Below are 25,189 nucleotides of genomic sequence, written 5' to 3'. Positions count from 1 at the left end.
GATAGATAGATTGAAATGTATTGCTTACGTAAGATTAGGCAAGAGATGGGGCGGAGCAGATCACCCTATCCACATCGGAGCCGTGTTTTGTTCTCAATATGCAATTGAGCTTAGGAAAGCCAGAATGTCGCAGAAAAATCCATCGCCAGCGGGCGGCTGGGGCGCGCTAAAAGCAACGCTTGCTACCATCGAGCCAGGTCATGCGGGCAAATCCGTGATTGCCTTAGCCAACGCCAATCAGCCGGATGGTTTCGATTGCCCAGGCTGTGCCTGGCCGGACAAACCCAATACCCGTGTGCAATTTTGTGAGAACGGAGCCAAGGCGATTGGCCACGAGATTACATCAAAGCGGCTTGAGGCTGATTTTTTTGCAGAGTATACCGTCAGCGATTTGCAGCTATGGGATGATTATTCGCTGGAGCAGCAGGGCAGGCTGACCGCGCCAATGCGCTTTGATGCGGCAAGTGATCGCTATGTGCCGGTTAGCTGGGATGATGCGTTTCAGCTGATTGCAAGGCATTTGCAAGAGATAAAGCCAGACGAGGCGCATTTTTATACCTCGGGGCGTACCGGTAATGAAACGGCGTTTCTATATCAATTATTTGTGCGTCTTTATGGCACGAATAATATGCCCGATTGCTCGAATATGTGCCACGAGCCCAGCGGCTTTGCGCTGAATGCCAGCATTGGGGTGGGTAAGGGCACGGTGACGCTGGAAGACTTTGAGCACGCCGAGGCGATTTTTATTTTTGGGCAAAACCCCGGCACAAATCATCCGCGCATGCTGGGTACTTTGCATGAAGCGGCAGAGCGGGGCTGCCAGATTGTGGTGATTAACCCGCTGAAAGAGCGCGGCTTAGTCTCGTTTCAGGATCCGCAAAATCCGCTGCAAATGTTGCGCAACTCCGCTTCCCCTATTGCCTCGCTGTATGTTCAGCCGCAGCTGGGCGGCGATCTGGCGATTGCTAAGGCGCTGCTTAAATTGGTGCTGGAGGCAGGAGCGGCTGATCAGGCTTTTATTACTGAGCATACCGAAGGCTATGCCGAGTTGGTGGCCGATATTACCGCCACTTCTTGGGAAGATCTGGTCAGCCATAGCGGCTTAACACTGGCCAAATTAAAGCAGCTTGGTGATGTGTATATCCGGAGCAAAGCCACGATTATTACCTGGGGTATGGGCATTACCCAGCATCAGCATGCGGTGGCGACTATCCAGATGCTCTGCAATGTGCTGCTGGTGAAGGGCAATATCGGCAAGCCCGGTGCGGGAGTTTGCCCGGTGCGCGGGCATTCCAATGTGCAGGGCGATCGCACCATGGGGATTAATGAGCGCCCCAGTGCGGCCTTTTTGCAGCAACTAGGTAAGGCCTGTGGTTTTACGCCGCCATCCCAGCAAGGGCGCAATGTGGTGGAAAGCATTGCTGCAATGGAGTCAGGCAAGGGCAAGGTGTTTATCGCTATGGGGGGTAACTTTGCCGCTGCCACGCCGGATACCGAGCGCACGCACGCAGCATTGCGTAAGCAAAACCTGACCGTGCATATCAACACCACGCTGAATCGATCGCACCTTGTGCCGGGGCTGGATGCGCTGATTTTGCCCTGCCTTGGCCGCACCGAAATCGATCTGCAAAATGATCAGCCGCAAAGCATTTCTGTTGAAGATTCGATGAGTATGGTGCACCTGACGCAGGGCGTTAAAACGCCAGCGTCCCCGCATTTATTGTCCGAGCCAGAAATCGTGGCGCGTATGGCGGCCGCCACGCTGAGTAATTGCCCGATTGATTTTATGGCCTTGATTCAGGATTACGATTTGATCCGCGACATGATTGCCGTCGCGATTCCGGGTTTTGCCGGTTTTAATCAGCGGGTGCGCGTGCCTGGCGGTTTTTATCTGGGTAATACGGCAAGAGAGCGGCGCTGGGTGGTGGGCAAGGCGCGTTTTAAAGTGCATGCCTTGCAAGCGCCTGTCCGTGATCAGCTGCAGGGCTTAACCACGCATCCACTGCTGCTCCTTTCGACTATCCGCAGCCACGATCAGTACAACACCACGGTGTACCGCAGAAATGACCGCTATCGCGGCATTCAGAATGAGCGGAAAGTATTATTTATTAATGCTGAGGATATGGCTGAGCTGGGCTTACAGGCCGATCAGTATGTGAATATCGTTTCAGTGTGGTTTGACCGCGAGCGGCAGGTGAATGATTTTCGCCTGCAGCCTTTTGATACGCCGCGTGGTTGTCTGGCTGCGTATTTTCCGGAAACCAATCCGCTGGTGCCCCTGGATTATTACGCCGTTGACGCGATGACACCGGCCAGCAAAGCCTTAGTGGTATATCTGCAAGCATGAGCGAGGGAATTCAAACCGTAACAGCACATTTTTATTCCGATGATGGCTTACAAGTGCTGGAGCAGCAGGTGGCTGAAGAAGTACCGCTGCTCCTGGTTTACAACGGCGTGGCCTATCTGGTGATGCTGTGCAGCCCGCTTCATCTGGAGCAACTGGTGATTGGCTTTAGCCTGAGCGAGGGCATTGTGGATGCCTATTACCAGATACTGGCTGTGGAAATCAGAGCCAGCCACGATGGCTATGAGGCGCATTTGCAAATTCCCAATCAATTTGCCGCTAAGCTGCGCAGCCGTCGCCGCAATCTGCAAAGCCGTACCGCTTGTGGCCTGTGTGGCACTGAGCAGCTGGCCGAGGTGATGCGTGCACCACCCGCATTTGATTCTGATTTTAAAATTAATCCACAGGATATTCTGGCCGGGATGCAGGCCTTAAGTCAGCTGCAAATCATCAATCAGCAAACAGGCGGCGTGCATGCTGCGGGTTGGTGGGCAGCAGGGCAGTTAACGGTTTTTGAAGACCTTGGCCGCCATAATGCCTTAGATAAATTGATCGGCCATTTAGCCAGCCAGCGGCAAAGGCCGGATGGCCTGCTGCTGATGTCTTCACGACTTTCTTATGATCTTATCCAAAAAGCCGCCCGCGCCCAAATGCCTATCATTGCCGCAATCTCCGCCCCCAGCCATCTGGCTGTTGAACAGGCAAGGCTGGCTAATATCACCCTGCTCGGCTTTGTGCGTGGGCAGCGTTTTACTGTTTATACCCGCCCGGAGAGGGTGATTCACTCCGATGGCAATTTGGCTAAAGCCTGCTCCAGCCAGTGAAAGCCGATTTTTTCTTGCTCTAGTCGCAGCTTATTGCGGATTGTATGGTGTTTTAAATCTGCAAAAAGCGCGGCTTCTTCATGATTCAGCTGCGTTAGCTCAGCAGAGCTGGGTGTCTCTTCTTGCCCCCATTGGCTCTTAAAATACAGCAGCGTTTGCCTATCCATCAGCAGCGATTGCACATGCGGAAAATGGCTGCGTAACTGGTCCAGAATCGCAAAGCCATGGGTGTCGATATCGCCCCAGTAATAAATTTGGCAGTTATTCAGCCATTGAGCTTGCGCCAGCATGTCAAAACCATAGCCTGAGCCAAAGATCACCATACTGTGGGGGTGCTTGGGAAAGGCTAAAAAATTGACTTCATTTTCGGTGATGAAGACCATGCTGATCTTGCTCTTGAGCTGGGCAAAGCTGGCCGCATCGAGGGTAATATCGGCATCGTTGGCCAGTAAGGCATATGCCGGGTCGAGAATCCGAAAACGCACTCGCTGCGGTTTATCGCAAAAGCCATAGCGTTGAGCAAATTGGGTGATGCCTGTTGCTGAGCTGTTGATGGCATCTGGTGGCAAGGCCAGATCGAGTAATTCGGCCAATACACCACGATGGGATTCGATCAATTTGCTGTGTACATCAGGCAGATCAACCTGGCGCAGATAAATGCCTGGCTGCGGGTGGCTTTGTAGCCAAGCTACAATTGCCAGCAGCTTAGGCCAATCGTCTGCCAGCTCCAGCGCCCGTAAGGCGCGTTTGGCCAGCCAGGGATGAAGTTGTTGATTGTGTGTTACAGCAAACAGCTGTTTAAACCGTGTGGCCTCAGCGGTTTTACCGATCAGCGCCAAAGCGTTTTCCTGAGTATCGATCCATGCCTGATCTGGCAGGCTGTTTGTGCCAAGGGTCCGGTGATTTATTTCCCGCATGGTAATGCGGCAATGGCGCATTGTTTTTAGCTCGCTAATCCAAGCTCTTGCCGCATCAAAATGGCTGGATAGCTCGGCGGAAGAGGGGCCTTTGAGCCGCAAGCGCTTAGGAAAAAGCGGCTCGCCGCTGATTAAAGCAGCCAGTATCTCACCCCTATCCCAAAGTTTTTTAACTTGGGCATGCAGCTCGATCGGGGTGGTCCATGTCATTTTTGTAGCTCATTGTTTGGGAAAATTTTTTGTAGACATCCTGCCAGGAAGGAAATCTGACCCCGTTTAAAACCCACATCTTAAACTACAGAGTTTGGGAGAACACGGGGAGTCACGGAGAAAAAAATGAGCAAGGTTTTCTCCGTGAAACTCCGTGTTCTCTGTGCCCTCCGTGGTTCAAGATTTGGGTTTTTTATCCTTGTGATTCTTCTTGCGATCTTACTTCGCTGCCTTTTCACTACGATATTCTTCTATCGATAAATTACGCAGCATGGAGGCGCGGCCGGCTTCGTTGTGGACGAAGCCGACGCTGGCGACAAAGGGCTCGATGATGTGGATTTTTTGCAAAGGCGTGACGATCAAGAGTTGCAGATTGAGCTGGGCAAATAGCCGCAAGCCGTATTGCGCCGATTCATCCGAGCCACGGCCAAAAGCTTCGTCGATCACCACAAAGCGGAACGATCTGGAACGCACCGCACCCCATTCCAAACCAAATTGATAAGCAAGGCTGGCGGCGAGGATGGTGTAAGCCAGTTTTTCTTTCTGCCCGCCCGATTTACCGCCCGAATCTGAATAATGCTCGTGTTCGGTGTTGTCTTCGCGCCAGCGCTCGCTGGCAGTAAATACAAACCAGCTTCGCACATCGGTCACTTTATTCGTCCAGCGACGGTCTTGCTCGGTTTGTCCTTCGCGGCCGCGAAAGCGCTCGATAATTTGTTTCACTTGCAGAAACTTGGCCTCAGAATACTGAGCGTCTTCGGAGCCACTTAAAGCGCCTTCGGTACACGAGCGCAATTCGCTTTGGAAATCCCGAATATCGGCATCGGGTGTCGGCTGGGCTTGCAGCTCGATATAGCGGCCGGTGTTGTAATCGATTTGCGTCAGCGAGCCATTAATTAGCGCGATCCGCTCCTTAATGGTTTCGCGCTCACGCGCTAGCTGTGATTGAAAATTGGCCACTTCGCGGATGGTGTTTTCATTCAGCAGTTCTTTAAAGCGCGCTTCAAAACGAGGCAGATCGTCGGCTTGTAGCGCATCTAGCATGGTCTTGTATTCAAAGGCTGCCGCAATACTGGCGTCAGTTTCGGCGGTTTCTAGCTTGAATTCTTCCTTGTAGGAGGTCATCGCCTTGACGATACGCTCACCTAGATTGCTGATTTTTTGCGCTTCTCTATCCATCTGCTTTTGCAACCAGTCGCGTATTTCGCGCTCACGGTTTTCGCAGGATTCAACCGAAAGTTGGTGCTCCCCCAGCGCTTCGCTACGCATGGCGTCGAGTTTTTCTAGTGGGATGAGCGAGGGCTGAGCTTCATTTAATTGAAGCTGAGTTTGAGTGTGTAAGCTCTTGGCATCTTCCAATCTGGATTGGCTTTTACCTGAGTCGCAGATTTTATCTGCCAAGGTGTTTTCTGTCTCTGCCAGCTCGGCTTGCAGTGCTTTTAGGCGCAGGCTAAGGCCTTGTAGTAGATCCGATGCGGATTCTAGTTGGCGTTTTTCGTCTGCTAGCTTACCTATTTCTAAGGCTAATTCTTGCCAATCGAGTTCTTTAAAATCGCTGTATTCATCCAGCTTAGATAAGGCTGTGAGCTGATCTTTTAATACATTTTGTTCGGCCTTGATTGCGCCAATGAGCGCCGCTATTTTGGCCATTTCGGCTTCAAGCGTCAGTTTATTGGCTTCCAGCGCGGCGATTTTATCCAGATTGCTCCAGCCCAGCACATAGCGGCTGCGATCAGTCAGGCTGTGGCGGTCGTCCTTTTCATGGCGCTCGCCAGGCGCTTTGATTTGCCCTGCTTGCGTGATGGCGCGAGTTTCGCGACGAAATTGCTCTTGGTTGGCGCAGCAGGCCACGTCAAAGCGTTTGTCGATTTCGTTTTTTAGCCAGTGGTAAAAAGGCGAATCGGGTTTTACCGCCAATTTACGTGCCAGTGAATCGGGCCCTAGGTTTTGTGGCGTGCTGTGGCTGCTTGGGCGGATGCGGAAATACACCAAGCGGCCTCTTAAATGGGTTTTATCGACCCAATCGGCCACCTTGGCGTAATGCTCATCCGGCACCAGCAGGGATAAACCAAAGCTGCGTAGCATTCTTTCTGCCGCGCCTTGCCAGTCTTTTTCGTCCTCATGTACTTGTAGCAGCTCACCAGCAAAGGGCATGTCAGCGGGGTTGAGGCTTAAGGCGCTGCATAGCGCTGCACGCATTCTGACTTGCTCATCCGGAATATTGCTAAGCCGCGCTTTCAGGCTGCTGATTTCTGCAACGAGGGCATTACGCTCTTTCTTACCTTGCAGAAAGCTAAAGTCATGCTCTCTTTCGGTATTCTTAAGTTGGGCATCTTCCGCTTCAGCGGCGTCTTTAATGGCGGCAAAGCCAAGTTGCTGTTTAAGAAAGGCGCTTTCGTTTGTGCAAGGCTGCTCGCCAATCGCGCTGACCAGCTCGGCATAGCGCTCGGCTTTTTTCTCTTTGGCTTGGCGTGCTTGCTCTTTACGTTGGATTTCGGCGGCTAAGAATTCCAGCCGGTCGCCGCCGTTATCGCTGATATTTTGCTTTAGCTCGGCCTCGCTATACCTTTGCTCGCTGCGTTGCTGCTCGAGCTTTTCAATTTGCGCTTGCTGCCTGTTGCAATCATCCAGTAGATGGCTGATTCGTTTATCGAGCAGGGCCAGTTTATGGCCAGCAAAGTAGGGCCTGAGCGCTTCGCGGCTGAGGCGTAAATCTTCGAGCTGGCTGCTTAGCTTGGTGTGACGTTCTGTGTCTGCTACTAGCGGCGTCAGCAAGATTACTTGTCGCTTCGCTTTTAGTACGGCTTCGTGAGCACGGTTTAGATCGTCAAAATGGCCGATGAGTGCGCTAATCCGCGACGCCACGTCGAATGGCTCGAGCATATGGCTGCGGACAAAATCGGTGAGATTGCCAACTGATTTCATCGAAACAGTTTGATGAAATAGCTCTAAAGCCTGATCGTTTTCAATGCCAAAGCGGCGGCGAAACCATGCGGCATAGGGCGGGAAGCTATCGAATAGCTCGGCCTTGCTGGCCCTCAGTCTTTTACGTAGCGCGTTAATATCGCCGCCAAATTGGGCAAAGTCTGTGGCGATGGTTAAATCTTGCTCTGCGCCCACATAAAAGCGCTCTGGCTGACTCGCTCCCTGCTTCATCCAAAACACTTGCGCCAAGGTAATGGTTGGATCGTAGCCCTCGTTATGAAACACACCAAGAATCACCGAGTAGCTATTGTTATCTCGCAGGCTAACGGGCTTGGCATTACCACTGGCCTCGTTTCGCTCCGATTTATAATGCCCAAGCACATAGGAGCGTAAGGAGCGCTCTTTATTATCCGCTCCTGCTGCCTTGTTATAAGCAATTCGATGGGCAGGAATCAGCAGGGTGGTAACAGCATCCACTAAGGTTGATTTACCTGAGCCAATATCTCCTGTTAGTAGTGAGTTTTTTCCAGCAGGATGCAGCGCCCAAACGCGGCCATCGAAAGTGCCCCAGTTGAAGACTTCTAAGCGCTGCAGTCGAAAGCCCGATAGCGCATCGTCGCTGACAAAATCTAGCCCAAGGCTGTCTGGCAATGGCTTAGTCATTGCTTGTGCCTCCGGCGAGCTGCATTTGGTAGGCGGCTAATTGATCGTCAAACTCGGCCAACCATTGCGCATCGACAAAGGCTTTTAAAATGCGCCGCACTTCATACAGCGTGTGATTGCCCGATTTAATTTTGCGTAAAAACCCCAGATCGGCAATTTTATTTAGATGGGTTTCAATCTGGTCGAGCAGCTTGGCTTGATTATTATTGTCTGGCAGGAAAACACGGATAAGCTCGCTGGCGTCGTCTAGGCTTAGCACCAGCCGGGTGTCGCCGCCACTGGCGTCAAATTCGGCGAGTTTTTTGCGCAGCAGTGCCAGCATCAGGCTAACTGGAAAGGAGAGCTGCCTGCGGCTAATCAGCCGTTTGGGCGCGGCGGCCTCATCGTCCGTAACGGTTTTAGACTTTAAAAACGCATAGCCTTCGGCCTCGTCTAGCACCAACTCCAGCCCCAGTGTCACAATATAATCACGTACCCGCACTTGCAGCTCGAGCAAATCCCGCCAAAGCTTCGCTTCACTATCTTGGTAAATCACGCCTTTAAGCAGGGTAATAATCAGGGTGGATAGATCGGCACTGGCTATTTCTGTTTCACTCATAATCATCTCTTGGGCTGCTGTTTTCTTAAGGCATGTTTATTTTGATCTGATAAAGATAACGCGTGGTAAACGTGCTTGTTTGCTTTGCTCTGTTCCATCGCGGCGTTTCCAGACAATCAGCTCGCAGTTTTCTTCGTCGATAACGCTTTTAAAGCGATCTCCTGCCAATTGCAAATAGGCCACTAGCTCGGCGAGTCCTTGCTCTAGTGGTTGTAATTCGGTGAGCTCTCTCAGGCTGATTTGTGATTTATCTTGCAGGCTGCACTCAATATGTAAGGTTAAGGCGGCTTTGTCGACCACAACTTGCGAGTAGAGTGCGGAGGTTTCGGCGTTAAAATCGCCAGACTCAATCAAGATGTTATCGATAATGGGCTTGATCGTCGGGGTATAGAGTGGCCGCTCCATTGGCAGCTCAATATCGGCGGCGGTGTCGCTGATTTCCATCAGGCTGCTTGGTGGAGAGTCTCTTAGCGCAAGAGCTTTGGCTTCAATACCGTGCAAAATATCCATAATTCGTCGGTTTTCCAGCCAGGCTTGGTCGTCCAAAAAGCGCCGCAATTGACGGCTTAAATCAGCGACGGTGCGCTGAGTATGTTCGCCAGCTTCTAACCAATCGTAGTGAATGCGGCGGGTGCGGCTATCGGGCTTAAGCTCGGCGACGGGTGGGAGCGACAATACGCGCTCGAGTAGGGTAGATAATTCGTCTTGCCGCTTACCCGACATTAAAAAATCCCAAAAGGCGCGAAAGCTGCGGCCTTGGTCAGAATCACTGATGGCATCACGTTCGCCCATGATTTCTTCGAGTAGCTCGCCTTTTGACCCTTGCCACAGGGCAATGCGCTCACGCACGCGTCGATCCAACCCACGAAAATTATGCTCCACTTCACGAAAATCGCTGAGTAATTCGCGGGCAATTTGGGTGAACTGCTGAAAGCGATCTTTAAGCGCGGTATCGTCCAGCAGGGCCATATCACCCGCCATGACCCGTGAAATTTCGGCGTCGATGGCGTTTTTTTGCTGATGTAATTCTGCAAGGCGAATCTGTGGGTCTGTTTCGCTGCCCTGGCTCATTTGCTTGAGTAATTCAAATAAAGTAAGCAAGCGGGATTCCGTGCCTACAAAGCTACGCTCTGTTAAGGAGCCTAGCCAGGCGATGACTTTTTCGGTGGCAGGCATCAGATCAAATTGTGGCTCGTCTGAATCTTGGGCATAAAATTTTCTCAACCAGGCAGAACTTGCCCAGTCATTTAGATAATCAAGCGCAGATTTGGGGAATGCTTTAGGACCAAGTTGTTCGCGCAGGCCAAATAATTCGTCTTCTAAACTTTCTGCCAACTCGGCTTGCGCCATGACGCGAATATTGGGGGCGATAAAAACCCGCTGCAAAAAACTGGCAATCAAAGGGGCATGGTCGGAGCAGAGTAAGCGCCACGCTGGGTGATTTTGGCGCAAGAGAATAAGCGTGGCATAGTCGGCCATAGGAGTCCGGTGCAGAAAAGTTTACAAGCAATTATACTATTCTTGGCTGCAGCTTACATTTTAATAGTCTAAGGCCTTATTTGATCATAATAGCCACTGACACCCGATGAATATCCTGAAACAAGGCCCGCATTTTCGTGCTTGTTTGTGAGCTTTTTTGCCGGAGATTCCGTCGCTTAGCTGGATTCCCTTCTCAGCGGGAATGACAATACTGGTGTTCGTTATCGATGAGAATGGGTGACTCATTGCCTTTTGTGTGTTTTTTTAGTTTTATAGGAAGTAAGCGTTGCACGCTGTTTGCGTAAAAAAAAGCTGGCTAAGCCTATACTCATGAGGGCAAAGCTTTCTGGCTCTGGGATTGGCGAGGGCATGATCATGGCTTGAAATGGCTCGTAGCCCAATTCTAAATTGCCATTGCTTAGCGAATTGGCAATCAGTGTGCCCTCAATATGGCCGGAACCAATAACATCGGCGTTTACGGCCAGTACGCTGCCGTTTACAAAACGACTGATATTTACCTGCCGCGCATGGCTGAGATTCCAGATAATGCGATCGCGATGTTTTGCTATTGCGTCAGCAGAATCTGCGTGCTCTCCGCCATAATGGCCAGAAAAATCAACTTTGCTCAGCGTGCTGTTGATGATGATATGCGCGCCTGGCTTGATATTATTGAGGTAAACATTGGTGAGATCGGTATCGCCAAGGTTAAAAACTTGTAAATCGGATTGGCCATTTCCACTGAGCACCACGCCTTCGGCAATTGCGTGCCATTGCCCCATTGAGGGCAGCTGGGCTAATTTTTTTGACAAGGCAGTGAGCTGAGTTTTTGCTGCTGAAAAATCAATGAATGAGGGATTCTGAACCGCTGCTGAATATTGCCAGCTTGCTGCGTTGAGCTGACCACCATAGACCACATCGCCCATTTGCAGCCCGTTTGTGCGATTAGGCCCTCTGCTCACCCAGCTGGCGGGGCTAAGTCCAATACTCGTGTTTGTATCTGTGTTTTTGACCGGACCATTCGAGATAATGCCTGCCTTACCCCATGCCGTGCTCAGCAATACATTGCCTGCCACCACAAGAGAGGGCGCAGAGGAATCGTGAGCATTGCGATAGCCCACGTCAAACCCTGCATTTAAATTGCCGCCTACTGCCAGACGCCCTTCTGCGTAAGCTGCCGTATTGATATCTGCAAAGAAAAAACCGTTGTATTCATTGGCCACACCTAAATCAAGCACTAAAGCGTGTGTATAGCCTGCGATAGCGAAATTCAGAAGCAGTGCCATACGGGTTAATCGCATATCATTAAATCCTAATTTACTAATGGGCGTATCTTAATGCCATAAAATGGCATGTCAATGGGATTGAGAATTTTTCTTTATTTAATTTAGTTTTTAAGAACTAAATATGCTTTAAAAAAATGGGTATTCACTGCTCATTGATTATTGAAAGCAAGGCGGATACTGCCGCTTCGCTTGTCTGGCAATGCATGCGGATATGATGCTAAGTCTCAGAATGAATCTAGATTTAGATCTGGAATAATCTTCGGGGTGGAGTGATGCGTTTAATCTGTTGTGGGGCGTTGGCCAGCCTGCTGATGGGATCAGCTTATTCTGCCGGGCCGGTGGTGGAGCTGATGGTAGAAAATGCGGCAGAGCCTTTTTCTAAAGCAGATGGCACAGGCTATAGCAATGAGTTGATTGTGGCTGTTTATGCTGCAGTTGGCATAGAAGCAAAACTTAAAGTTGTGCCCTATGCGCGCTGTAAAAATATGGTTTTAGATGCCCGCGCCATTGCTTGTTTTAATATGGCATGGGAGCCGGCATTAAATGGAAAAGTCAAATTCCCCAGCGTGCCGCTTTATACGGTCACACCGGTTTACTTTCAGAATAAAGCGAATCCTATTGCGGCAAAAAGCGAGGCAGAGCTTAAACCTGGCTTAAAAATAGGCGTGGTCAATGGCTATGAATATCCGCCAAGTGCCAGCCAGTTGCCTAAAAAAGGAATTATTTTTGTGATGGGTAATAGTGAGCAAATTAATTTAAAACAATTGGCAGGCAAAAGCCTGGATGCTGCTCTGGTTATGGCAAATGAAATACAAATCCCTGGTTATTGGGCAGAAAACGCGGGTGTGGCAGACCAGGTAGAAACGATATTTCCAAGTACCAAACAGGATGTGTTTATTGGCTTTAGTATTAAGCATCCCAAAGGCTTATGGGCGCTGAGCCAGTTTGAGCAGGGCTATAAAATAGTTGCCGATAACGGTAAGTTAAAGCAAATTAAAGCAAAATGGGGCGCTCAGAAATAAATACAAAAAAAGCACTTACAGACAATAAGTGCTTTTTTATGCGGATGCTAAATGGCGCTGATTTCAGCGAGCAGCGTACTTAATTTTGATTTTGTTTCTGCTGAGGCAGAAGTCATCGGCAAGCGGAGTTCATCGTGTATTAAACCCTGCATGGCCAGTGCTGCTTTAATTACTGCAGGGTTGGGCTCGGAAAATAACAGCTTAATCAGCGGGCGTAATTGCAGATCAATTATCCTTGCTGCAGCTAAATTACCTTCCTGGATATAGCGCAGCATTTTTTTATACAAATCAGGGCGAATATGCGCTGCAGCAGCAATTGCACCGTTGCCACCCATACAGCTGGTAATAAAAATAAGATGATCTTCACCACTTAGAAATTTAAGCGGGGTTTCATTAATAATTTGATAAATAGCTTCTATTTGCCCGCCGCCACTTTCTTTAATGGCCACAAATTGCGGATTAAGGCTGAGCGTTTTTATGGTGGCCAGCTCTATGGTTACGCCGGTGCGGTAGGGAATATTATAAATAATTACAGGGTGGTGGCTGGCTGCAGCAATGGCTTCAAAATGCTGCAAAATTCCTGCTTGGGATGGCCTTACATAATAGGGGGCAGAAACCAATAGCGCGGCGATGGGCATATCATTCAGTGCCGCTGCAGCGCAAATTACTTCTGCCGTATTATTGCCGCTGATGCCAAAGGCCACGGGATAATCTTTGCTGACTGCTTGGATAACGGCAGTGAGCAGCTGATGCTGTTCAGTTTGGGAAAGCGTGGCGGATTCGCCCGTGGTGCCGCAGACGATAAGCCCATCTGCGCCTTGTTCTTCTAAGTGTTTTGCCAGGCGGCCTGCTGCGGCCAGATCAACTTGCCCATTTAAAAAGGGGGTCACCATGGGGACCCAAATACCAGAAAACCCGGTCATATTCTTGCTCCTGTGCGCGAAACCATGGGAGGCCATACCTTCAGACTTGAAGCGCTCAGGGAATAAGTAGAAGTGGATTTATTTAGACCTTCCCGTCGGCTATCGTCTGACGGGAAGGCTGCTCCGTCAGAGGGACAGCTGTTTCTTCGGTTTATTATTGCCAGGTAGATTGATGCAAGCCACATGCAAACACAGCAGCAGAGCTGTTGTTTGGCAGAGTGGGGTAGTATGCATCATCATTACTTTGGCAATAAGAATGGGGGAAGGCTCAATGTACTTTAATTTTTTTCTGCCCGCAAGGCGCCTGAAACATCAGCCCGCTACATACTGAGCATTAAATCGCGCAGCAATCTGCCCCATTGCATCGCCCACGGTGATTTCCAGTGCCATTCTGGCACGCCCTTTACGTTGCAGTGCATGTAAAAAACGAGCGGTCTGGCTGGCTTCTGGCGGGCACACTTGTGCGATCAGGTCAGTCTCTAAGGGGCTTAAAAAGTGGGTGCTGCCTGTTTGAATGACCACATTCACGCCGGGCCCTGCTAATTCAGAAACCCACAACCAGCCAGCGATAGTGGCCAGTGTGCTGATACTGCCGCCAAATGCGCTGTGATGATCATTTTGATTGGGGCCGTAGGGCGCAGCAAGCTGCCAGCCGGATTGATCTCCCAATAGCTGAACCTGCATGGCTTTTAAAAGGGGGAAGCCCTGATGCAGTCTTGTGGTCCAGCGTTGGGAGAAATCACTCATGGCGGATTTATGATTGGTTTACTTGATACTTAGGCGGTAAAAATAAAGCTGCAATTTGCGGTGCACGCTTAAGCTTAGACAGTGGTGCATCTGGCATTTCGTCATAGCTTTGTGCGCGGGCCCGGCTGTTTGGCGGCGTATTCATATTGCGGGTCAGAGCTGCAACAGGTGCAGCAGCAGAGCGTGCAGCAGGAATACGGTCGCGTCCTCGGCCTGGCTGAGGAGCGGTTTCAAGCGGTGTAGTGCCTGGTGAGAAGCCTGGAACCGGAATCAGAGGCAGATCACGTTTGAGCATTTTTTGAATGCCAAGGTAAGCTTTCTCTTCTTCTGGTGCGACTAAAGAAATCGCAATTCCTGATGCGCCTGCGCGGCCGGTACGGCCAATGCGGTGCACATAGTCTTCCGGATTGGTTGGCAGCTCAAAGTTAATCACAAAGGGCAGCTCGTTAATATCTAGCCCGCGTGCGGCCACATCGGTGGCCACCAATACTTTAAGCGTGCCGTCTTTAAATGCCGCCAGCGTTTCTAAGCGAGATTGCTGAGTGCGGTCACCATGAATAGCTTCGGCGGAAAAACCAGCGCGTTTCAGCTCGCGGCCCAATTGCTCTGCGCCAATTTTGGTGCGGCAAAATACAATGACCTGCCCCATATTGTGGGTGCGGATCAGATGGGCAACGAGGGCTTTTTTGCGGCTGTTTTCTACCGGATGCAGCTCTTGCTTCACCGATTCATTGGCTGAATTCTGGCGCGCCACTTCGATGACTTCCGGGTCGTGCATAAAGTCTTCGGCCAGCTTTTTGATTTCTGGCGCAAAGGTTGCTGAAAACAGCAGTGTTTGCTTGCGCGTAGTGCACAGCTCAAAAATCTTGCGGATATCCAGAATAAAACCCATATCGAGCATACGATCGGCTTCATCGAGGATCAGAATTTCAACCTGCGATAAATTAACCGATTTTTGCTGGATATGATCGAGTAAACGCCCGGGAGTAGCGACAAGAATTTCAACGCCTTCCCGCAGTTTTGGGATTTGCGCTTTAATATCCATGCCACCAAACACCACATGGCTGCGCAGCGGCATGTGCTTGCTGTAGGTGGTGACGCTTTCAGAAACCTGATCGGCCAGCTCGCGGGTCGGTGTAAGAATCAATACACGGATGGGGTGGCGGGCAGGAGACGCGCTGGTGTTCGCGTGTTTAGCGATTTTGGTGAGTATCGGTAAAGTAAACGCAGCTGTTTTACCGGTGCCTGTTTGTGCTGCACCGAGAACGTCGCGTCCGGACAGAATGACAGGGATGGCCTGCGCTTGAATCAGCGTCGGATGTTCATAACCTTGCTCGGCGACTGCCTTGAGCACTTCCGGAGCCAGCCCGAGCGATGCGAATGTCATGCGTGTTTCTTTCCGAAAAATAAGAACAACGTTCCAATTTACACGAAGCGAGGCCCGCTGCATACCCTGACCGACCATCGGACAATAGTGAAACAGGCTCTAAGCCCGCCAATCGGTTAAACTAACGCCCATATTTAAACCTGACGGAATAGCGCAATGTTTGATCACGCTTCGCAACACTTAACCACCGTGCGCGACTTACATCGCTTTGCGGTCAGCCGATTCAACGCGGCCGAATTGTTTTATGGCCATGGTACTGACAACGCATGGGATGAAGCGGCTTATCTGATTTTAGCCACGCTGAAATTGCCGCTTGATCGCTTAGAGCCCATGTACGACGCAAAATTACTGCCAGAAGAATTAACGCAAGTGCTGGCGGTATTAAAAGAGCGTGTAGAAACCCGCAAACCGGCTGCTTACTTAACCAAGGAAGCGTGGCTGGGTGAGTACAAATTTTATGTGGATGAGCGCACCATCGTGCCGCGCTCGTTTATTGCCGAGATTATCCGTGAGGGCGGCTTAACACCATGGATTGAATACCCTGAGCTGATTCACCGCGCGATGGATCTGTGTACCGGCTCGGGTTGCCTTGCGATTGTGATGGCCGATGCCTTCCCTGATGCCGCGATTGATGCGCTGGATTTATCGCCAGACGCGCTGGATGTGGCTGAAATTAATGTGCTGGAATACAGCTTGGGCGAGCGCATTGATCTGATGGATTCAGATTTATTCAGCGCAGTGGAAGGCGAGCTCTACGATCTGATTATTTCTAATCCGCCTTATGTAGACGCGCATTCGGTAGAAGAGCTGCCGCCGGAATACCTGCACGAGCCGGAAATGGCCCTTGGCAGTGGTGAAGACGGCTTAGATATTACCCGCCGTATTCTGGAAGAAGCGACTCGCTTCCTGAATCCGCTGGGCGTGCTGGTGGTAGAAATTGGCCACAACCGCGACGAGCTGGAAGCCAGTTTCCCCGAGCTGCCTTTTGTGTGGCTGGATACCGAAAGCGGCGATGGTTTTGTATTCCTGCTGACGCGTGAAATGTTGGTAGAGGCGGGGATGTAAACGGCTTATTTGCAGTTTGGATTCAAAAAAGGTGCAAAGAAAATACTATTTTCTTGCACCTTTTTTTTATGCGCTAAAGCGTATTGCTTGATCCCACCGTGCTTGTTATGACTTTCTTAGGTGCAAGGTCTAGGCTGAAGAAAGTTTTCACAGGGATACGTATGCGGCCATCTTGGGTTTACGGCTTGGTTTGGCTGCTGGCCGGATGCAGTGCGCCAGAGCGGGCCAGCTATCAGGGCTATGCGGAAGGGGATTATGTGTATATCTCTTCTTCACAGGCAGGGCGGCTTGATCAGCTTTGGGTGAAGCGGGGCCAGCAGGTTCCTGCCAAAGCGCCCTTATTTGCCTTAGATGCCGAAAAAGAAATGGCTGCTCAAAATCAGGCACAGCAGCAGGCCGAGGCCGCGCATTCGCAGTGGCAGGATTTGCAGTCGGGAAAACGCGCCCCGGAAATCGCCGTGATTGCCGAGCAGCTGATTCAGGCCCGAGCCACCGCTCATGATGCTTTGCGGCAAAAAAATCGCATCAGCCAGCTCTATGCCGAGCACGCCGTTTCGCAAGCTCAGGCGGATGAGGCGCTTGCCGCCGCCGAAAGCAGCGCCGCCCGTGTGCGCGAATTACAAAATCAACAGCAGGTTGCAGCGCTTCCAGCCCGCGATCAGCAGCTCAAAGCCGCCAGGGCGCAATGGTCAGCTGCTGAGGCCGCCTTGCAGCAAGCCAGGTGGCTGGTAGAGCAAAAAAGCGTGGCTTCGCCCAAATCCGCTCTGGTGGTGGACACGCTTTACAGGGAGGGGCATGAATTAAAGCCGGAGCTCCCGTGGTTAAGCTTTTGCCGCCAGAGCAAATTAAGTTACGTTTTTCGTTGTTTGCTAATGAAAAACAATTGGCTTAGCCTCAAGATTTGGCTTGCTGTTGCATAATGCCAGTTAATCAGGCCTTGATTTTAATCTCAGCAATAAAGCCACCGCACCGGTGATCATCGCCATCGGGTCGAGCATGGCATCCCACAGATTGGCACTTTCCAGCACACCAAGCGGAAACAGTGCCAAAGCGAGTAGCCAGGCGACTGCTAAAGCTTTATGCCCCTGCTGCCAGGCAAGGGCAAGCGAGATGGCGCACCAGATTAGCAGCACTTGCGGCGCATAGCCCAGCGCATACACATCAAAAGCCCAAAATCCCAGCGCCGATGAATAGAGCGCAAGCCCGCTGATCAGCAGCCAGGCGGCTAAGGCCGGGCGTAGTTTTTGTTTAAATAATACGCCGCAGGCAAGTCCCAGCGTTGCCAGGCTGGGCATACTCAAGAGGCCCAGTAACCAAGGCGAGCCAATGATAAGGAGTGCGCCGGTGGCGATTAATAAGCGATTTTTTTTCCAGCCCGCAGCGGCCAGCGCCGCCCCGGTAGTACCCCAGAGCAGTAGTCCTGTAAGAGATGCAATCATGATTTTTCTCCATCCAGCCAGGCGCGGTTAAAGCGTACATGGCGGATTTCAGAGCGCTCCCATGTGTAGACCAGATCCATGATTTCGTCGTTAACCAGCAGGGTGGGGTAGGAGAACTCCATGCCTCGGTTATCTTCAATCACTTTTACTTTTTTCCAGTTTTTACCATCAGGCGATACGCTGAGTGCCAATTCGCTGCGCCCGTCTGTACGCGGGTTATGCGCCATAATCAGCCTGCCGTCTGGCATGCGTTCCACTGCAATGGCTGAATCAGGGTTTTTTACATTTAGATTTTGAATCGGCGACCAGCTGGCCCCGCCATCGTGAGTTTGTTGCAGTAAAAGCTGGCGGGAAGGCCCGCTGTTTCTGAGCAGGGCAAAGGCGTCGGTAGAGCTGTAGGCAATGATGCCGGGTTGCAGGTTTTCACCTTCGGCATTCATACGGATTTTGCGGACGAGTTTGCCGTCTTTATCAAATTGCAGGATTTCACCAAATTTACGCGCCAGCTCGTGATACACAGGCAGCAAAAATCCGCCATCTTCAAGCTGGGCGGCATGGGTGCGCACTAAGGTAGATAAATTAAAGAAGGGGCTGGTGATGATTTTACTTGCGGGCGCCCAGCTGTGGCCGTTGTCGGCCGAGATCATGCGGTTGAGCGTGCTGGTGGCCCAGCCCCCCATCGACACCGAAACATAAAATAATTGCAGGCGGCCCTGGTTATCGAGCACCGGCACGGGGTTACCTACTTTTTTAATATAGCGCCACTGATCTTTAGAGCTTTGAGCAGGCGTGGCCACGATCCATGGCTTAATCCACTGGCCATTCTGATAGCGCGAAGCCCAGACGCTCACGTCGGTAGCGCCCTCACGGCTGCCGCCAAACCAAAAAGCAATCCGTTCTCCGTTGGGCAGTGCAATGATGCTGGCGCTATGCGCTGCAGGAACGGGGGCGCGTAAACGTTGCACTTCCATTTGCGGCGTGCTGGCGGTGAGATGTGGCTGTTTTGTAAGCGCAAAACGCATGTCTGCAGGGCTTTTCTGGTAGTTAACCGCCAGTAAGCATGCTGCGGCTAAGCCAAACAGCAAAGTGGAGCTTTTTAGCGTCATTGTCATTTGATCGATTCAGTAAGGTCAGCGAGTTTACCTGATATTGCCAGGGAGAAAACCTCCGGGCCGCCGTTGCCAGCTTGATTTGCATAAAACCATGCCCATCTCATTGGATATGCCCTTTGCTGGATGAGCCCTATGTTTAATTTTTTGCGCCAGCGCAGCCGGCGGCGTTATCTGGCCAGCCAGCCTGTACAAGATCATTTGTGGCAAAAGGTGCTGCTCCTGCCTTTATTGCGTGGCTTAAATGAAGCTGATCTGGCCCTGCTCAAAGACCACGCCGCATGGTTTTTGCATACAAAAACCATTACGCCGGTGCATGGTTTGGAGATCGACGATGAGCTGCGCTTGCTGATTGCCGTGCAGGCCACGCTGCCGATTCTTAATCTGGGCTTTGATGCTTATGACGATTGGCAGGAGGTGGTGCTGTATCCGGGGCGTTTTATCAGCCGTGATCTTTACACTGATTCAATTGGCCTTGTGCATCAGGAAATACGTGTTTTATCCGGGCAGGCGCGGCATCAGGGCGCCGTTTTGCTATCGATGATGGATGTGATTGAAGCGCCTTATCACCCAAGCAGCAATGTGGTGATACACGAGATGGCGCATAAGCTGGATATGCGCTCTGGCAGCGCCAATGGCTGCCCGCCGCTGCATCAGGGCATGAGCTATGCACGCTGGAAAAAAGTGTTTTCTAAGGCGTTTCAGGCCATCAGCCGGCAGGCTGCGATGGGCGAAACCGGCACAATTGATCTCTATGCGGCAGAAAATCCGGCAGAATGTCTGGCTGTGTGCAGCGAAACGTTCTTTGCTGCCCCCCATTTATTGCTTGAGAGCTATCCCGACGTGTATCAACAACTGAGTTTATTTTATCGCCAGAACCCCGCTGCGCGCAGGCCGCAGCTTCCTTACCGACCCGTGATGGGGGGCTGGGTATGATGGGCCTGTTGCAAGCAGGGGCCAGCCCTGAGCTATGCGCAGAAATAGTCGCTTTGGGCTTGCCGCTTTGGAGTGAATTGCCCGAGGGAGTTGCCCATTATCTTTGCTGGCAAAATGAGCGGCTGGAGCTGGTGACTATCGGCGAAAAAGGCACGGTAGCGGTCGATTTTGTCGGCGGAGCCGCCGCGCACCGCCGGCAATTTGGCGGCGGGCGTGGTCAGCCGGTGGCCAAAGCGGTAGGGATTAAAGGCGAGTACGTGCCCAGAGTGCTGGATGCCACGGCAGGCCTTGGCCGGGATGCATTTGTCTTGGCTTCTTTGGGCTGTGAAGTCACGCTGATCGAGCGCTCACCTGTAGCCGTTGCCCTGCTATTAGATGGCTTACGCCGTGCACAGGCCGATGCGGCTATTGGCAAGATCGTGGGCAGAATGCGCTTGGTTTTTGGCGATGGCCATCAGGAGCTGGCTAAATTTTTGGCCGGGCAGGGTTTTAGTTATTTATTTAACCCCACGCTTGCCGGGCCCGAGTTTGATGTGGTGTTTTTAGACCCGATGTTTCCAGACCCGACAAAACGCGCCAAATCTAAAAAAGAAATGGCCGCGTTCCAAACCGTGATTGGTGATGATCCGGATGCGAATGATTTGTTATTTCCTGCAAGGCAAATTGCTAAAAAACGCGTGATTGTAAAGCGCCCGCGCATTGCTCCGGTTATGGCTGGTGTGAAGCCTGATTTTGTATTTGGCGGGGAAAGTACGCGCTTTGATGGCTATTTGCCATTGAGCCGCTAGCGCCGAATCACGCAGGTGGCGGTGGCATGGGCCAGCAGGGTGCCATCGGCTGATTTGATGTTTCCTTCTGAAACACCGATGCTCTTAGAAATATGCAAAATCTTGCCTTCGGCCATCAGCTCAGTGTTTTTAGGAATGGCTTTCACCATTTTTACATTTAAATCGACTGTGGCGTAGCTGGCCCCTGCCTCCAGCATGCTGTGTACAGCGCAGGCGGTGACTGAATCAAGCACGGTGGCGGCAAAACCGCCGTGCACCCCCCCATAGGGTTCAGATGTCGCTCATCGGCCTGCGCGGTAAAGCGCACCAGGCCTTCGCTGATATGCACCATGCTCATCGGCATGGTTTGGGTAATGGAAGGCGCAGGCAGTTTGCCATCGGCCATGGCTTGCAGTAATTGCAGGCCCGTGAATTCGTTTGGATTCATAGCGTAAATGCTCAATTGGGAAGGTGCTTAAGGTAGCATGGCGGGCAAACAGCAGACGAAAAAAAACCACAGTTTGCACTGTGGTTTTTTAACTGGCTCCCCGACCTGGACTCGAACCAGGGACCTGCGGATTAACAGTCCGTCGCTCTACCAACTGAGCTATCAGGGAATAAAACGGTTTTTTATTTCTGAGGACTTAAATACTTTTCTTCAGAAAAAAGAAGCTGCTTTTCAGCAGCACCTTTAAATATTGGCTCCCCGACCTGGACTCGAACCAGGGACCTGCGGATTAACAGTCCGTCGCTCTACCAACTGAGCTATCAGGGAATAAAACTGTTTTTTTTATTTCTGAGCGCTAAATGCTATACCTCAGAAAAAAGAAGCTGCTTTTCAGCAGCACCTTTAAATATTTGGCTCCCCGACCTGGACTCGAACCAGGGACCTGCGGATTAACAGTCCGTCGCTCTACCAACTGAGCTATCAGGGAATAACAGCTTTTACCTACTTTATCATCGCAGCCTAGTATCGTAAGATTCTTTGGCTCCCCGACCTGGACTCGAACCAGGGACCTGCGGATTAACAGTCCGTCGCTCTACCAACTGAGCTATCAGGGAATCGATGAAGGCCCGTATGGTAGAATCCGAACTCCTTTCTGTCAACATAAAGTATGAATTATTCGAGACGTTATGATGAAAAAAACAAGAACACTGTTGTTTTGTTTACTTTTATTCTTTGTAGTAATTGTATGTCTGCCGCTGATTTTGCCTTTGAATAACTATAAACCACAGCTGGAAAAACGTCTTTCTTCGCTGTTACAGGCGCAAGTTTCACTCGAAACGGTCGAGTTTTCCTATCAGCCCTGGCCCGTTTTCACGCTTAATAACGTAAAAATTGATGGTGAAGCAGGGAAAATTGAGCAAATAAGTGTGCCGCTCAGCCTGTTTAACGTGCTTCAACATGGTAAAAGTTTGAAAAATGTAACCGTGGCAGGGGTGAAATTAAAGCCTGCGCTTGCATTTACTTTGCCAAAACGCTTTGCCGCACTCGAGCAAGATCGCATTACTTTGGGTGATGTGGAGCTGACGAAGGCCAGCGTTTTATTAGATCAGGGTGAGCTGGGGCCGATTGATGGCGTGATCCGGTTTGCCAAAAATGGTGCCATGGGCGATTTGCAGCTGGCTGATAAACAAGGGCATCTTGATGTGCATATCAAACCTAAGGGTGACAATATTGGCGTAACGGTACAAGCCAGCAACTGGGAGCTTCCTCTTGGCTATCCGGTGGTCTTTGAAAGATTGTATTTAAGCGGCGAAGGCTCACCGGAAGGCCTGCTGATTGACGATATCCGTGGTGAAACCTATGGCGGTGTTTTAAGCGGTAAGGCACAGCTAACCCGGCAAACAGACTGGAACTTACAAGGGCAGCTGCTGGCAAAAGGGATTCATACCGAGCCGCTAAGCAAAATATTCAGCCCGGCTACGTTTGTTTCCGGCCGCATGGATGCAGAAGTGCAGTTTGTATATAGCGCCGCAGATTATTTAAAGCTTTTTGCGCATCCGCAGGTCGATGCCAGTTTCTTGCTGCGCGATGGGGCCATTCATAATATGGATTTAGTAGCTCAGCTGCGTGCGGGTGAAACACCAGCAGGCCGCGGCGGGCAAACGCGCTTTGATACCTTAAAAGGGAAAATGCTGATCCGTGATCACAGCGTGCAGTTGCAAGGCATGGCACTGGGTGCGGGTAAATTTAATGCGCAGGGTGCGGTGCAAATTGCGGCAGGCCGGATTAATGGCTCGGTTTCGGGGCGCTTGCAAGCGGGTGTGTTAGCCATTGCAAATCAAATTCGCCTGTCTGGTGATCTTAGCAAGCCTGCATTAAATTCTGGTAATGCGGCCAGAACAGGTGAGCAGCCTCCTGCAACATCAGTTGATGAGTTGCTTCAGTAGTTTTCCCCGGATAAAACCCCTTATTTTTAAGCGGATATGAATGTCCTGCAGAGTGCATCAATGATTGATGTTCTCTGCAGGGCTTAGCTTACTTTGGGCTGTTTACACCCTGCATTAAAATTTACACCGCTAATCTCCGGCCAATTCGCTTGCTCATCATGAAAATCTTTATAATGGCGTTTTTCTAGCAAACAGCAGGGCACTCCATGGCTTGGACAGATCTACAGGGCGAATTGCAACATGGCGCAGACGAGCTGCAGGCCTTAGCAGAAAATGCTGTGATGAGCCCGCTGACAAATTTTGCGGTGATTGCATTTACCGGGGCAGAAACAGAGCCTTTCCTGCAGGGCCAGCTTTCCAGTGATGTGCGGGCTTTGGGCGAAAATTCGGCGCAATACTCAAGTTATTCCACCCCAAAGGGGCGCATGCTGGCTAGTTTTCTGGTGTTTCGCCGTGGGGATGATTACTGCTTGCAGATTGCGGCAGAATTGCAGGAGGCCATTCAAAAGCGTCTGTCTATGTTTGTGATGCGCTCAAAAACCAAGGCCAGAGATGCAAGCAGCGAGCTTTGCTTATTGGGCGTTGCGGGCCCTTTGGCCGCTGAAAAATTGTCCTCAGTATTAGGCTCTTTGCCCGATGCTGATTTTAGCAGCGTACATAAAGAAAACTGCACCGTGATTGCCTTGCCGGGCCAGCGTTATCAGCTGGTGATCAGCGCAGATGCAGCCCCTGCACTCTGGCAGCAATTAGCCGCTGCAGGCATTGTGGCTGCAGCAGAGTCACTTTGGCGCTTGAGTGATATTCGGGCTGGCGCACCATGGATTACTGCCGCAACACAGGAGGCTTTTGTGGCTCAGATGGCCAATATGGATTTAATTGGCGGTGTGAGCTTTACCAAGGGCTGCTACCCGGGGCAGGAAATTGTGGCCAGAACCCAATATTTGGGTAAGCTGAAACGCCGTATGTATCGTGCCCGTATTGCAACAGAGCTGGTCGAAGCAGGGCAGGATGTATTTAGTAGTGAAATGAATGGCCAAGCCAGTGGTAAGCTGGTGTTGGCTGCACAGGCAGCAAAAGGCGTGTGGGAAGTCTTGCTGGTGGCTCAGATTGCCAGCCTTGAGCATGGTTTACATTTAGCTGCAGCAGATGGCCCGCAGCTGGAAATGCTTGATCTACCTTATTCTTTATAAGATCAACCGATAAGCATCGCTTTAAGCTTTGATTTACAGCGTGTAATCAAAGCTTAAAGTAGTGTTCACGATGATCATTGGCGTCAATGGGCGCGGTTTCGTCTATAATCCGCCCTCTGTATCTTAATTACATATATTAAAGGTGTTTGTATGGGCTTTCTCGCCGGCAAAAAAATCCTGATTACCGGTTTGTTATCAGACCGCTCTATTGCCTACGGCATTGCTCAGGCAGCTAAACGTGAAGGCGCAACACTGGCTTTCACTTATGTAAGTGAAAACTTGCGCCAGCGCGTAGTTGATCTGGCAAAAGACTTCGATACTGATTTGGTTCTGCCCTGTGATGTGGCCAGTGATGAGCAGATTGCTCAAGTATTTGTTGAGCTTGGCAAGCACTGGGACAAGCTGGATGGTCTGGTTCATTCCATTGGTTTTGCTCCGCGCGAAGCGCTGAAAGGCGATTACCTTGATGCCCTTAGCCGCGAAGCTTTCCATATTGCTCACGATATCAGCTCTTACAGCTTTGCGGCCCTGGCCAAGGCTGCCCGCCCAATGCTGAGCGAAGGCGCTTCTTTAGTGACCATGACTTATCTGGGCGCAGAGCGTGCTATCCCTAATTACAACGTAATGGGCTTGGCTAAAGCTTCATTAGAAGCCAATGTACGTTATATGGCTGCTGCTTTAGGCGGCGATCGTGCTATCCGTGTGAATGCCGTTTCAGCAGGCCCAATCAAAACACTGGCTGCTGCGGGTATTGCTAACTTCAGCACGCTGTTAAAGCGCGCTGCCGATGGCACGCCACTGAAGCGCAATGTGACGCAAGAAGAAGTAGGTAATGTAACTGCTTTCCTGTTGTCATCCCTATCATCTGGTATGACGGGTGAAGTAGTGATGGTGGACTGTGGCTTTAGCCACGGCGCGGGCGCAATGGAAAGCTGATCAAGCTTTTACTCCATTGAAAACGCCCGTA

General features: G+C 51.0%; 21 protein-coding genes, 4 tRNA genes and 1 pseudogene. 11 read left to right on the top strand and 15 right to left on the bottom strand.

What is annotated here, in order from left to right:
* Positions 1–124: 124 nt before the first annotated feature.
* Positions 125–2,347, top strand: coding sequence for an FdhF/YdeP family oxidoreductase (locus CSQ88_RS09605; protein ID WP_099397889.1), 2,223 nt, complete (start codon positions 125–127; stop codon positions 2,345–2,347).
* The gene (gene fdhD / locus CSQ88_RS09600) at positions 2,344–3,168 is read left to right on the top strand and encodes a formate dehydrogenase accessory sulfurtransferase FdhD (RefSeq protein ID WP_099397888.1); all 825 of its coding nucleotides are present in this window, start codon (positions 2,344–2,346) and stop codon (positions 3,166–3,168) included. Before CSQ88_RS09605 ends, fdhD begins: the two co-directional genes overlap by 4 nt.
* Here the strand turns inward: fdhD and CSQ88_RS09595 are convergent.
* From CSQ88_RS09595 to CSQ88_RS09575, 5 genes are all read right to left on the bottom strand, one after another.
* Positions 3,126–4,295, bottom strand: coding sequence for a Wadjet anti-phage system protein JetD domain-containing protein (locus CSQ88_RS09595; RefSeq protein ID WP_099397887.1), 1,170 nt, complete (start codon positions 4,293–4,295; stop codon positions 3,126–3,128). The two genes, fdhD and CSQ88_RS09595, sit on opposite strands and share 43 nt — an antisense overlap.
* Before the next feature lie 219 nt (positions 4,296–4,514).
* Positions 4,515–7,883 carry an ATP-binding protein gene (locus tag CSQ88_RS09590; RefSeq protein ID WP_099397886.1) on the bottom strand — a complete coding sequence of 1,123 codons (3,369 nt, stop codon included), beginning with the start codon at positions 7,881–7,883 and terminating at the stop codon, positions 4,515–4,517.
* Entirely contained in the window at positions 7,876–8,481 is a 606-nt protein-coding gene (locus CSQ88_RS09585) for a DUF4194 domain-containing protein (protein WP_218963055.1), read from the bottom strand. Before CSQ88_RS09585 ends, CSQ88_RS09590 begins: the two co-directional genes overlap by 8 nt.
* A 36-nt stretch (positions 8,482–8,517) precedes the next feature.
* Positions 8,518–9,960 carry a DUF3375 domain-containing protein gene (locus CSQ88_RS09580; RefSeq protein ID WP_099397884.1) on the bottom strand — a complete coding sequence of 481 codons (1,443 nt, stop codon included), beginning with the start codon at positions 9,958–9,960 and terminating at the stop codon, positions 8,518–8,520.
* A gap of 242 nt (positions 9,961–10,202) precedes the next feature.
* Positions 10,203–11,258: a choice-of-anchor A family protein gene (locus CSQ88_RS09575; protein WP_099397883.1), complete on the bottom strand. Its 1,056-nt coding sequence runs from the start codon at positions 11,256–11,258 to the stop codon at positions 10,203–10,205.
* A 257-nt stretch (positions 11,259–11,515) separates the two neighbouring features.
* Between CSQ88_RS09575 and CSQ88_RS09570 the strand changes: the two genes are divergently transcribed.
* Complete coding sequence (locus CSQ88_RS09570) at positions 11,516–12,265, top strand: ABC transporter substrate-binding protein (protein ID WP_099397882.1); 750 nt, start codon at positions 11,516–11,518, stop codon at positions 12,263–12,265.
* 47 nt (positions 12,266–12,312) lie between these two features.
* On the opposite strand, the gene dapA is transcribed toward CSQ88_RS09570, so the two are convergent.
* The 3 genes from dapA to CSQ88_RS09555 form a co-directional block, all read right to left on the bottom strand.
* Positions 12,313–13,188, bottom strand: coding sequence for a 4-hydroxy-tetrahydrodipicolinate synthase (gene dapA / locus CSQ88_RS09565; protein ID WP_099397881.1), 876 nt, complete (start codon positions 13,186–13,188; stop codon positions 12,313–12,315).
* A gap of 312 nt (positions 13,189–13,500) precedes the next feature.
* Entirely contained in the window at positions 13,501–13,935 is a 435-nt protein-coding gene (locus CSQ88_RS09560; RefSeq protein ID WP_099397880.1) for a YiiD C-terminal domain-containing protein, read from the bottom strand.
* A gap of 7 nt (positions 13,936–13,942) precedes the next feature.
* Positions 13,943–15,322, bottom strand: a complete 1,380-nt coding sequence (locus tag CSQ88_RS09555) for a DEAD/DEAH box helicase (RefSeq protein ID WP_099397879.1) — start codon at positions 15,320–15,322, stop codon at positions 13,943–13,945.
* A gap of 156 nt (positions 15,323–15,478) precedes the next feature.
* On the opposite strand from CSQ88_RS09555, the gene prmB reads away from it, so the two are divergent.
* Both prmB and CSQ88_RS09545 read left to right on the top strand, forming a co-directional pair.
* On the top strand, positions 15,479–16,387 hold the full coding sequence (gene prmB, locus CSQ88_RS09550; RefSeq protein ID WP_099397878.1) for a 50S ribosomal protein L3 N(5)-glutamine methyltransferase: 909 nt from the start codon (positions 15,479–15,481) through the stop codon (positions 16,385–16,387).
* A gap of 161 nt (positions 16,388–16,548) precedes the next feature.
* Complete coding sequence (locus CSQ88_RS09545) at positions 16,549–17,307, top strand: biotin/lipoyl-binding protein (protein WP_180273613.1); 759 nt, start codon at positions 16,549–16,551, stop codon at positions 17,305–17,307.
* 6 nt (positions 17,308–17,313) lie between these two features.
* Here CSQ88_RS09545 and CSQ88_RS09540 read toward each other — a convergent pair whose 3' ends face one another.
* On the bottom strand, positions 17,314–17,826 hold the full coding sequence (locus tag CSQ88_RS09540; protein ID WP_099397876.1) for a hypothetical protein: 513 nt from the start codon (positions 17,824–17,826) through the stop codon (positions 17,314–17,316).
* Positions 17,823–18,938, bottom strand: a complete 1,116-nt coding sequence (locus CSQ88_RS09535) for an exo-alpha-sialidase (protein ID WP_099397875.1) — start codon at positions 18,936–18,938, stop codon at positions 17,823–17,825. Before CSQ88_RS09535 ends, CSQ88_RS09540 begins: the two co-directional genes overlap by 4 nt.
* A gap of 132 nt (positions 18,939–19,070) precedes the next feature.
* Between CSQ88_RS09535 and CSQ88_RS09530 the strand changes: the two genes are divergently transcribed.
* Complete coding sequence (locus tag CSQ88_RS09530; RefSeq protein WP_180273612.1) at positions 19,071–19,871, top strand: zinc-dependent peptidase; 801 nt, start codon at positions 19,071–19,073, stop codon at positions 19,869–19,871.
* Entirely contained in the window at positions 19,868–20,659 is a 792-nt protein-coding gene (locus CSQ88_RS09525; RefSeq protein ID WP_218963054.1) for a class I SAM-dependent methyltransferase, read from the top strand. Before CSQ88_RS09530 ends, CSQ88_RS09525 begins: the two co-directional genes overlap by 4 nt.
* On the opposite strand, the pseudogene CSQ88_RS23155 reads toward CSQ88_RS09525, so the two are convergent.
* A pseudogene (locus CSQ88_RS23155) lies at positions 20,656–20,919 on the bottom strand (PaaI family thioesterase); the annotation flags it as partial. The gene CSQ88_RS09525 and the pseudogene CSQ88_RS23155 overlap by 4 nt on opposite strands.
* A 14-nt stretch (positions 20,920–20,933) precedes the next feature.
* Here CSQ88_RS23155 and CSQ88_RS23350 point away from each other — a divergent pair.
* Positions 20,934–21,056 carry a hypothetical protein gene (locus CSQ88_RS23350; protein ID WP_257212542.1) on the top strand — a complete coding sequence of 41 codons (123 nt, stop codon included), beginning with the start codon at positions 20,934–20,936 and terminating at the stop codon, positions 21,054–21,056.
* A 123-nt stretch (positions 21,057–21,179) separates the two neighbouring features.
* Here the strand turns inward: CSQ88_RS23350 and CSQ88_RS09515 are convergent.
* The 4 genes from CSQ88_RS09515 to CSQ88_RS09500 all read right to left on the bottom strand — a co-directional run bounded on the left by CSQ88_RS09515 (position 21,180) and on the right by CSQ88_RS09500 (position 21,700).
* Positions 21,180–21,255, bottom strand: a tRNA-Asn gene (locus CSQ88_RS09515).
* An 82-nt stretch (positions 21,256–21,337) separates the two neighbouring features.
* A tRNA-Asn gene (locus CSQ88_RS09510) sits at positions 21,338–21,413 on the bottom strand.
* Positions 21,414–21,497: 84 nt separating this feature from the next.
* Positions 21,498–21,573 (bottom strand) — tRNA-Asn (locus tag CSQ88_RS09505).
* Between the two features lie 51 nt (positions 21,574–21,624).
* Positions 21,625–21,700: transfer RNA gene (locus CSQ88_RS09500), tRNA-Asn, on the bottom strand.
* A gap of 72 nt (positions 21,701–21,772) precedes the next feature.
* Between CSQ88_RS09500 and CSQ88_RS09495 the strand changes: the two genes are divergently transcribed.
* The 3 genes from CSQ88_RS09495 (at position 21,773) to CSQ88_RS09485 (ending at position 25,158) form a co-directional block, all read left to right on the top strand.
* On the top strand, positions 21,773–23,032 hold the full coding sequence (locus CSQ88_RS09495) for an AsmA family protein (protein ID WP_099397873.1): 1,260 nt from the start codon (positions 21,773–21,775) through the stop codon (positions 23,030–23,032).
* A 206-nt stretch (positions 23,033–23,238) separates the two neighbouring features.
* A complete protein-coding gene (locus CSQ88_RS09490; protein WP_099397872.1) occupies positions 23,239–24,222 on the top strand; it encodes a folate-binding protein YgfZ in 984 nt (327 codons plus the stop codon).
* Between the two features lie 150 nt (positions 24,223–24,372).
* The gene (locus tag CSQ88_RS09485; RefSeq protein WP_099397871.1) at positions 24,373–25,158 is read left to right on the top strand and encodes an enoyl-ACP reductase; all 786 of its coding nucleotides are present in this window, start codon (positions 24,373–24,375) and stop codon (positions 25,156–25,158) included.
* Positions 25,159–25,189 lie beyond the last annotated feature (31 nt).

It is taken from the genome of Iodobacter sp. BJB302, from assembly GCF_002735645.1.
Classification (GTDB): domain Bacteria; phylum Pseudomonadota; class Gammaproteobacteria; order Burkholderiales; family Chitinibacteraceae; genus Iodobacter.
Note: the sequence above shows the minus strand (reverse complement) of the source record. Positions and strands in the feature narration are given on the sequence as shown.

Excerpts from the sequence above, each read along its gene's own strand:
- CSQ88_RS09525 (WP_218963054.1), top strand. The coding sequence starts at position 19,868 with ATGATGGGCCTGTTGCAAGCAGGGGCCAGCCCTGAGCTATGCGCAGAA.
- CSQ88_RS09570 (WP_099397882.1), top strand. The coding sequence starts at position 11,516 with ATGCGTTTAATCTGTTGTGGGGCGTTGGCCAGCCTGCTGATGGGATCA.
- CSQ88_RS23350 (WP_257212542.1), top strand. The coding sequence starts at position 20,934 with ATGTCGCTCATCGGCCTGCGCGGTAAAGCGCACCAGGCCTTCGCTGAT.
- CSQ88_RS09580 (WP_099397884.1), bottom strand. The coding sequence starts at position 9,960 with ATGGCCGACTATGCCACGCTTATTCTCTTGCGCCAAAATCACCCAGCG.
- CSQ88_RS09575 (WP_099397883.1), bottom strand. The coding sequence starts at position 11,258 with ATGCGATTAACCCGTATGGCACTGCTTCTGAATTTCGCTATCGCAGGC.
- fdhD (WP_099397888.1), top strand. The coding sequence starts at position 2,344 with ATGAGCGAGGGAATTCAAACCGTAACAGCACATTTTTATTCCGATGAT.
- CSQ88_RS09555 (WP_099397879.1), bottom strand. The coding sequence starts at position 15,322 with ATGACATTCGCATCGCTCGGGCTGGCTCCGGAAGTGCTCAAGGCAGTC.
- CSQ88_RS09545 (WP_180273613.1), top strand. The coding sequence starts at position 16,549 with ATGCGGCCATCTTGGGTTTACGGCTTGGTTTGGCTGCTGGCCGGATGC.
- CSQ88_RS09490 (WP_099397872.1), top strand. The coding sequence starts at position 23,239 with ATGGCTTGGACAGATCTACAGGGCGAATTGCAACATGGCGCAGACGAG.
- CSQ88_RS09535 (WP_099397875.1), bottom strand. The coding sequence starts at position 18,938 with ATGACAATGACGCTAAAAAGCTCCACTTTGCTGTTTGGCTTAGCCGCA.
- CSQ88_RS09530 (WP_180273612.1), top strand. The coding sequence starts at position 19,071 with ATGTTTAATTTTTTGCGCCAGCGCAGCCGGCGGCGTTATCTGGCCAGC.
- CSQ88_RS09560 (WP_099397880.1), bottom strand. The coding sequence starts at position 13,935 with ATGAGTGATTTCTCCCAACGCTGGACCACAAGACTGCATCAGGGCTTC.
- CSQ88_RS09485 (WP_099397871.1), top strand. The coding sequence starts at position 24,373 with ATGGGCTTTCTCGCCGGCAAAAAAATCCTGATTACCGGTTTGTTATCA.
- CSQ88_RS09585 (WP_218963055.1), bottom strand. The coding sequence starts at position 8,481 with ATGAGTGAAACAGAAATAGCCAGTGCCGATCTATCCACCCTGATTATT.
- CSQ88_RS09495 (WP_099397873.1), top strand. The coding sequence starts at position 21,773 with ATGATGAAAAAAACAAGAACACTGTTGTTTTGTTTACTTTTATTCTTT.
- CSQ88_RS09605 (WP_099397889.1), top strand. The coding sequence starts at position 125 with ATGTCGCAGAAAAATCCATCGCCAGCGGGCGGCTGGGGCGCGCTAAAA.
- dapA (WP_099397881.1), bottom strand. The coding sequence starts at position 13,188 with ATGACCGGGTTTTCTGGTATTTGGGTCCCCATGGTGACCCCCTTTTTA.
- CSQ88_RS09590 (WP_099397886.1), bottom strand. The coding sequence starts at position 7,883 with ATGACTAAGCCATTGCCAGACAGCCTTGGGCTAGATTTTGTCAGCGAC.
- CSQ88_RS09595 (WP_099397887.1), bottom strand. The coding sequence starts at position 4,295 with ATGACATGGACCACCCCGATCGAGCTGCATGCCCAAGTTAAAAAACTT.
- CSQ88_RS09540 (WP_099397876.1), bottom strand. The coding sequence starts at position 17,826 with ATGATTGCATCTCTTACAGGACTACTGCTCTGGGGTACTACCGGGGCG.
- prmB (WP_099397878.1), top strand. The coding sequence starts at position 15,479 with ATGTTTGATCACGCTTCGCAACACTTAACCACCGTGCGCGACTTACAT.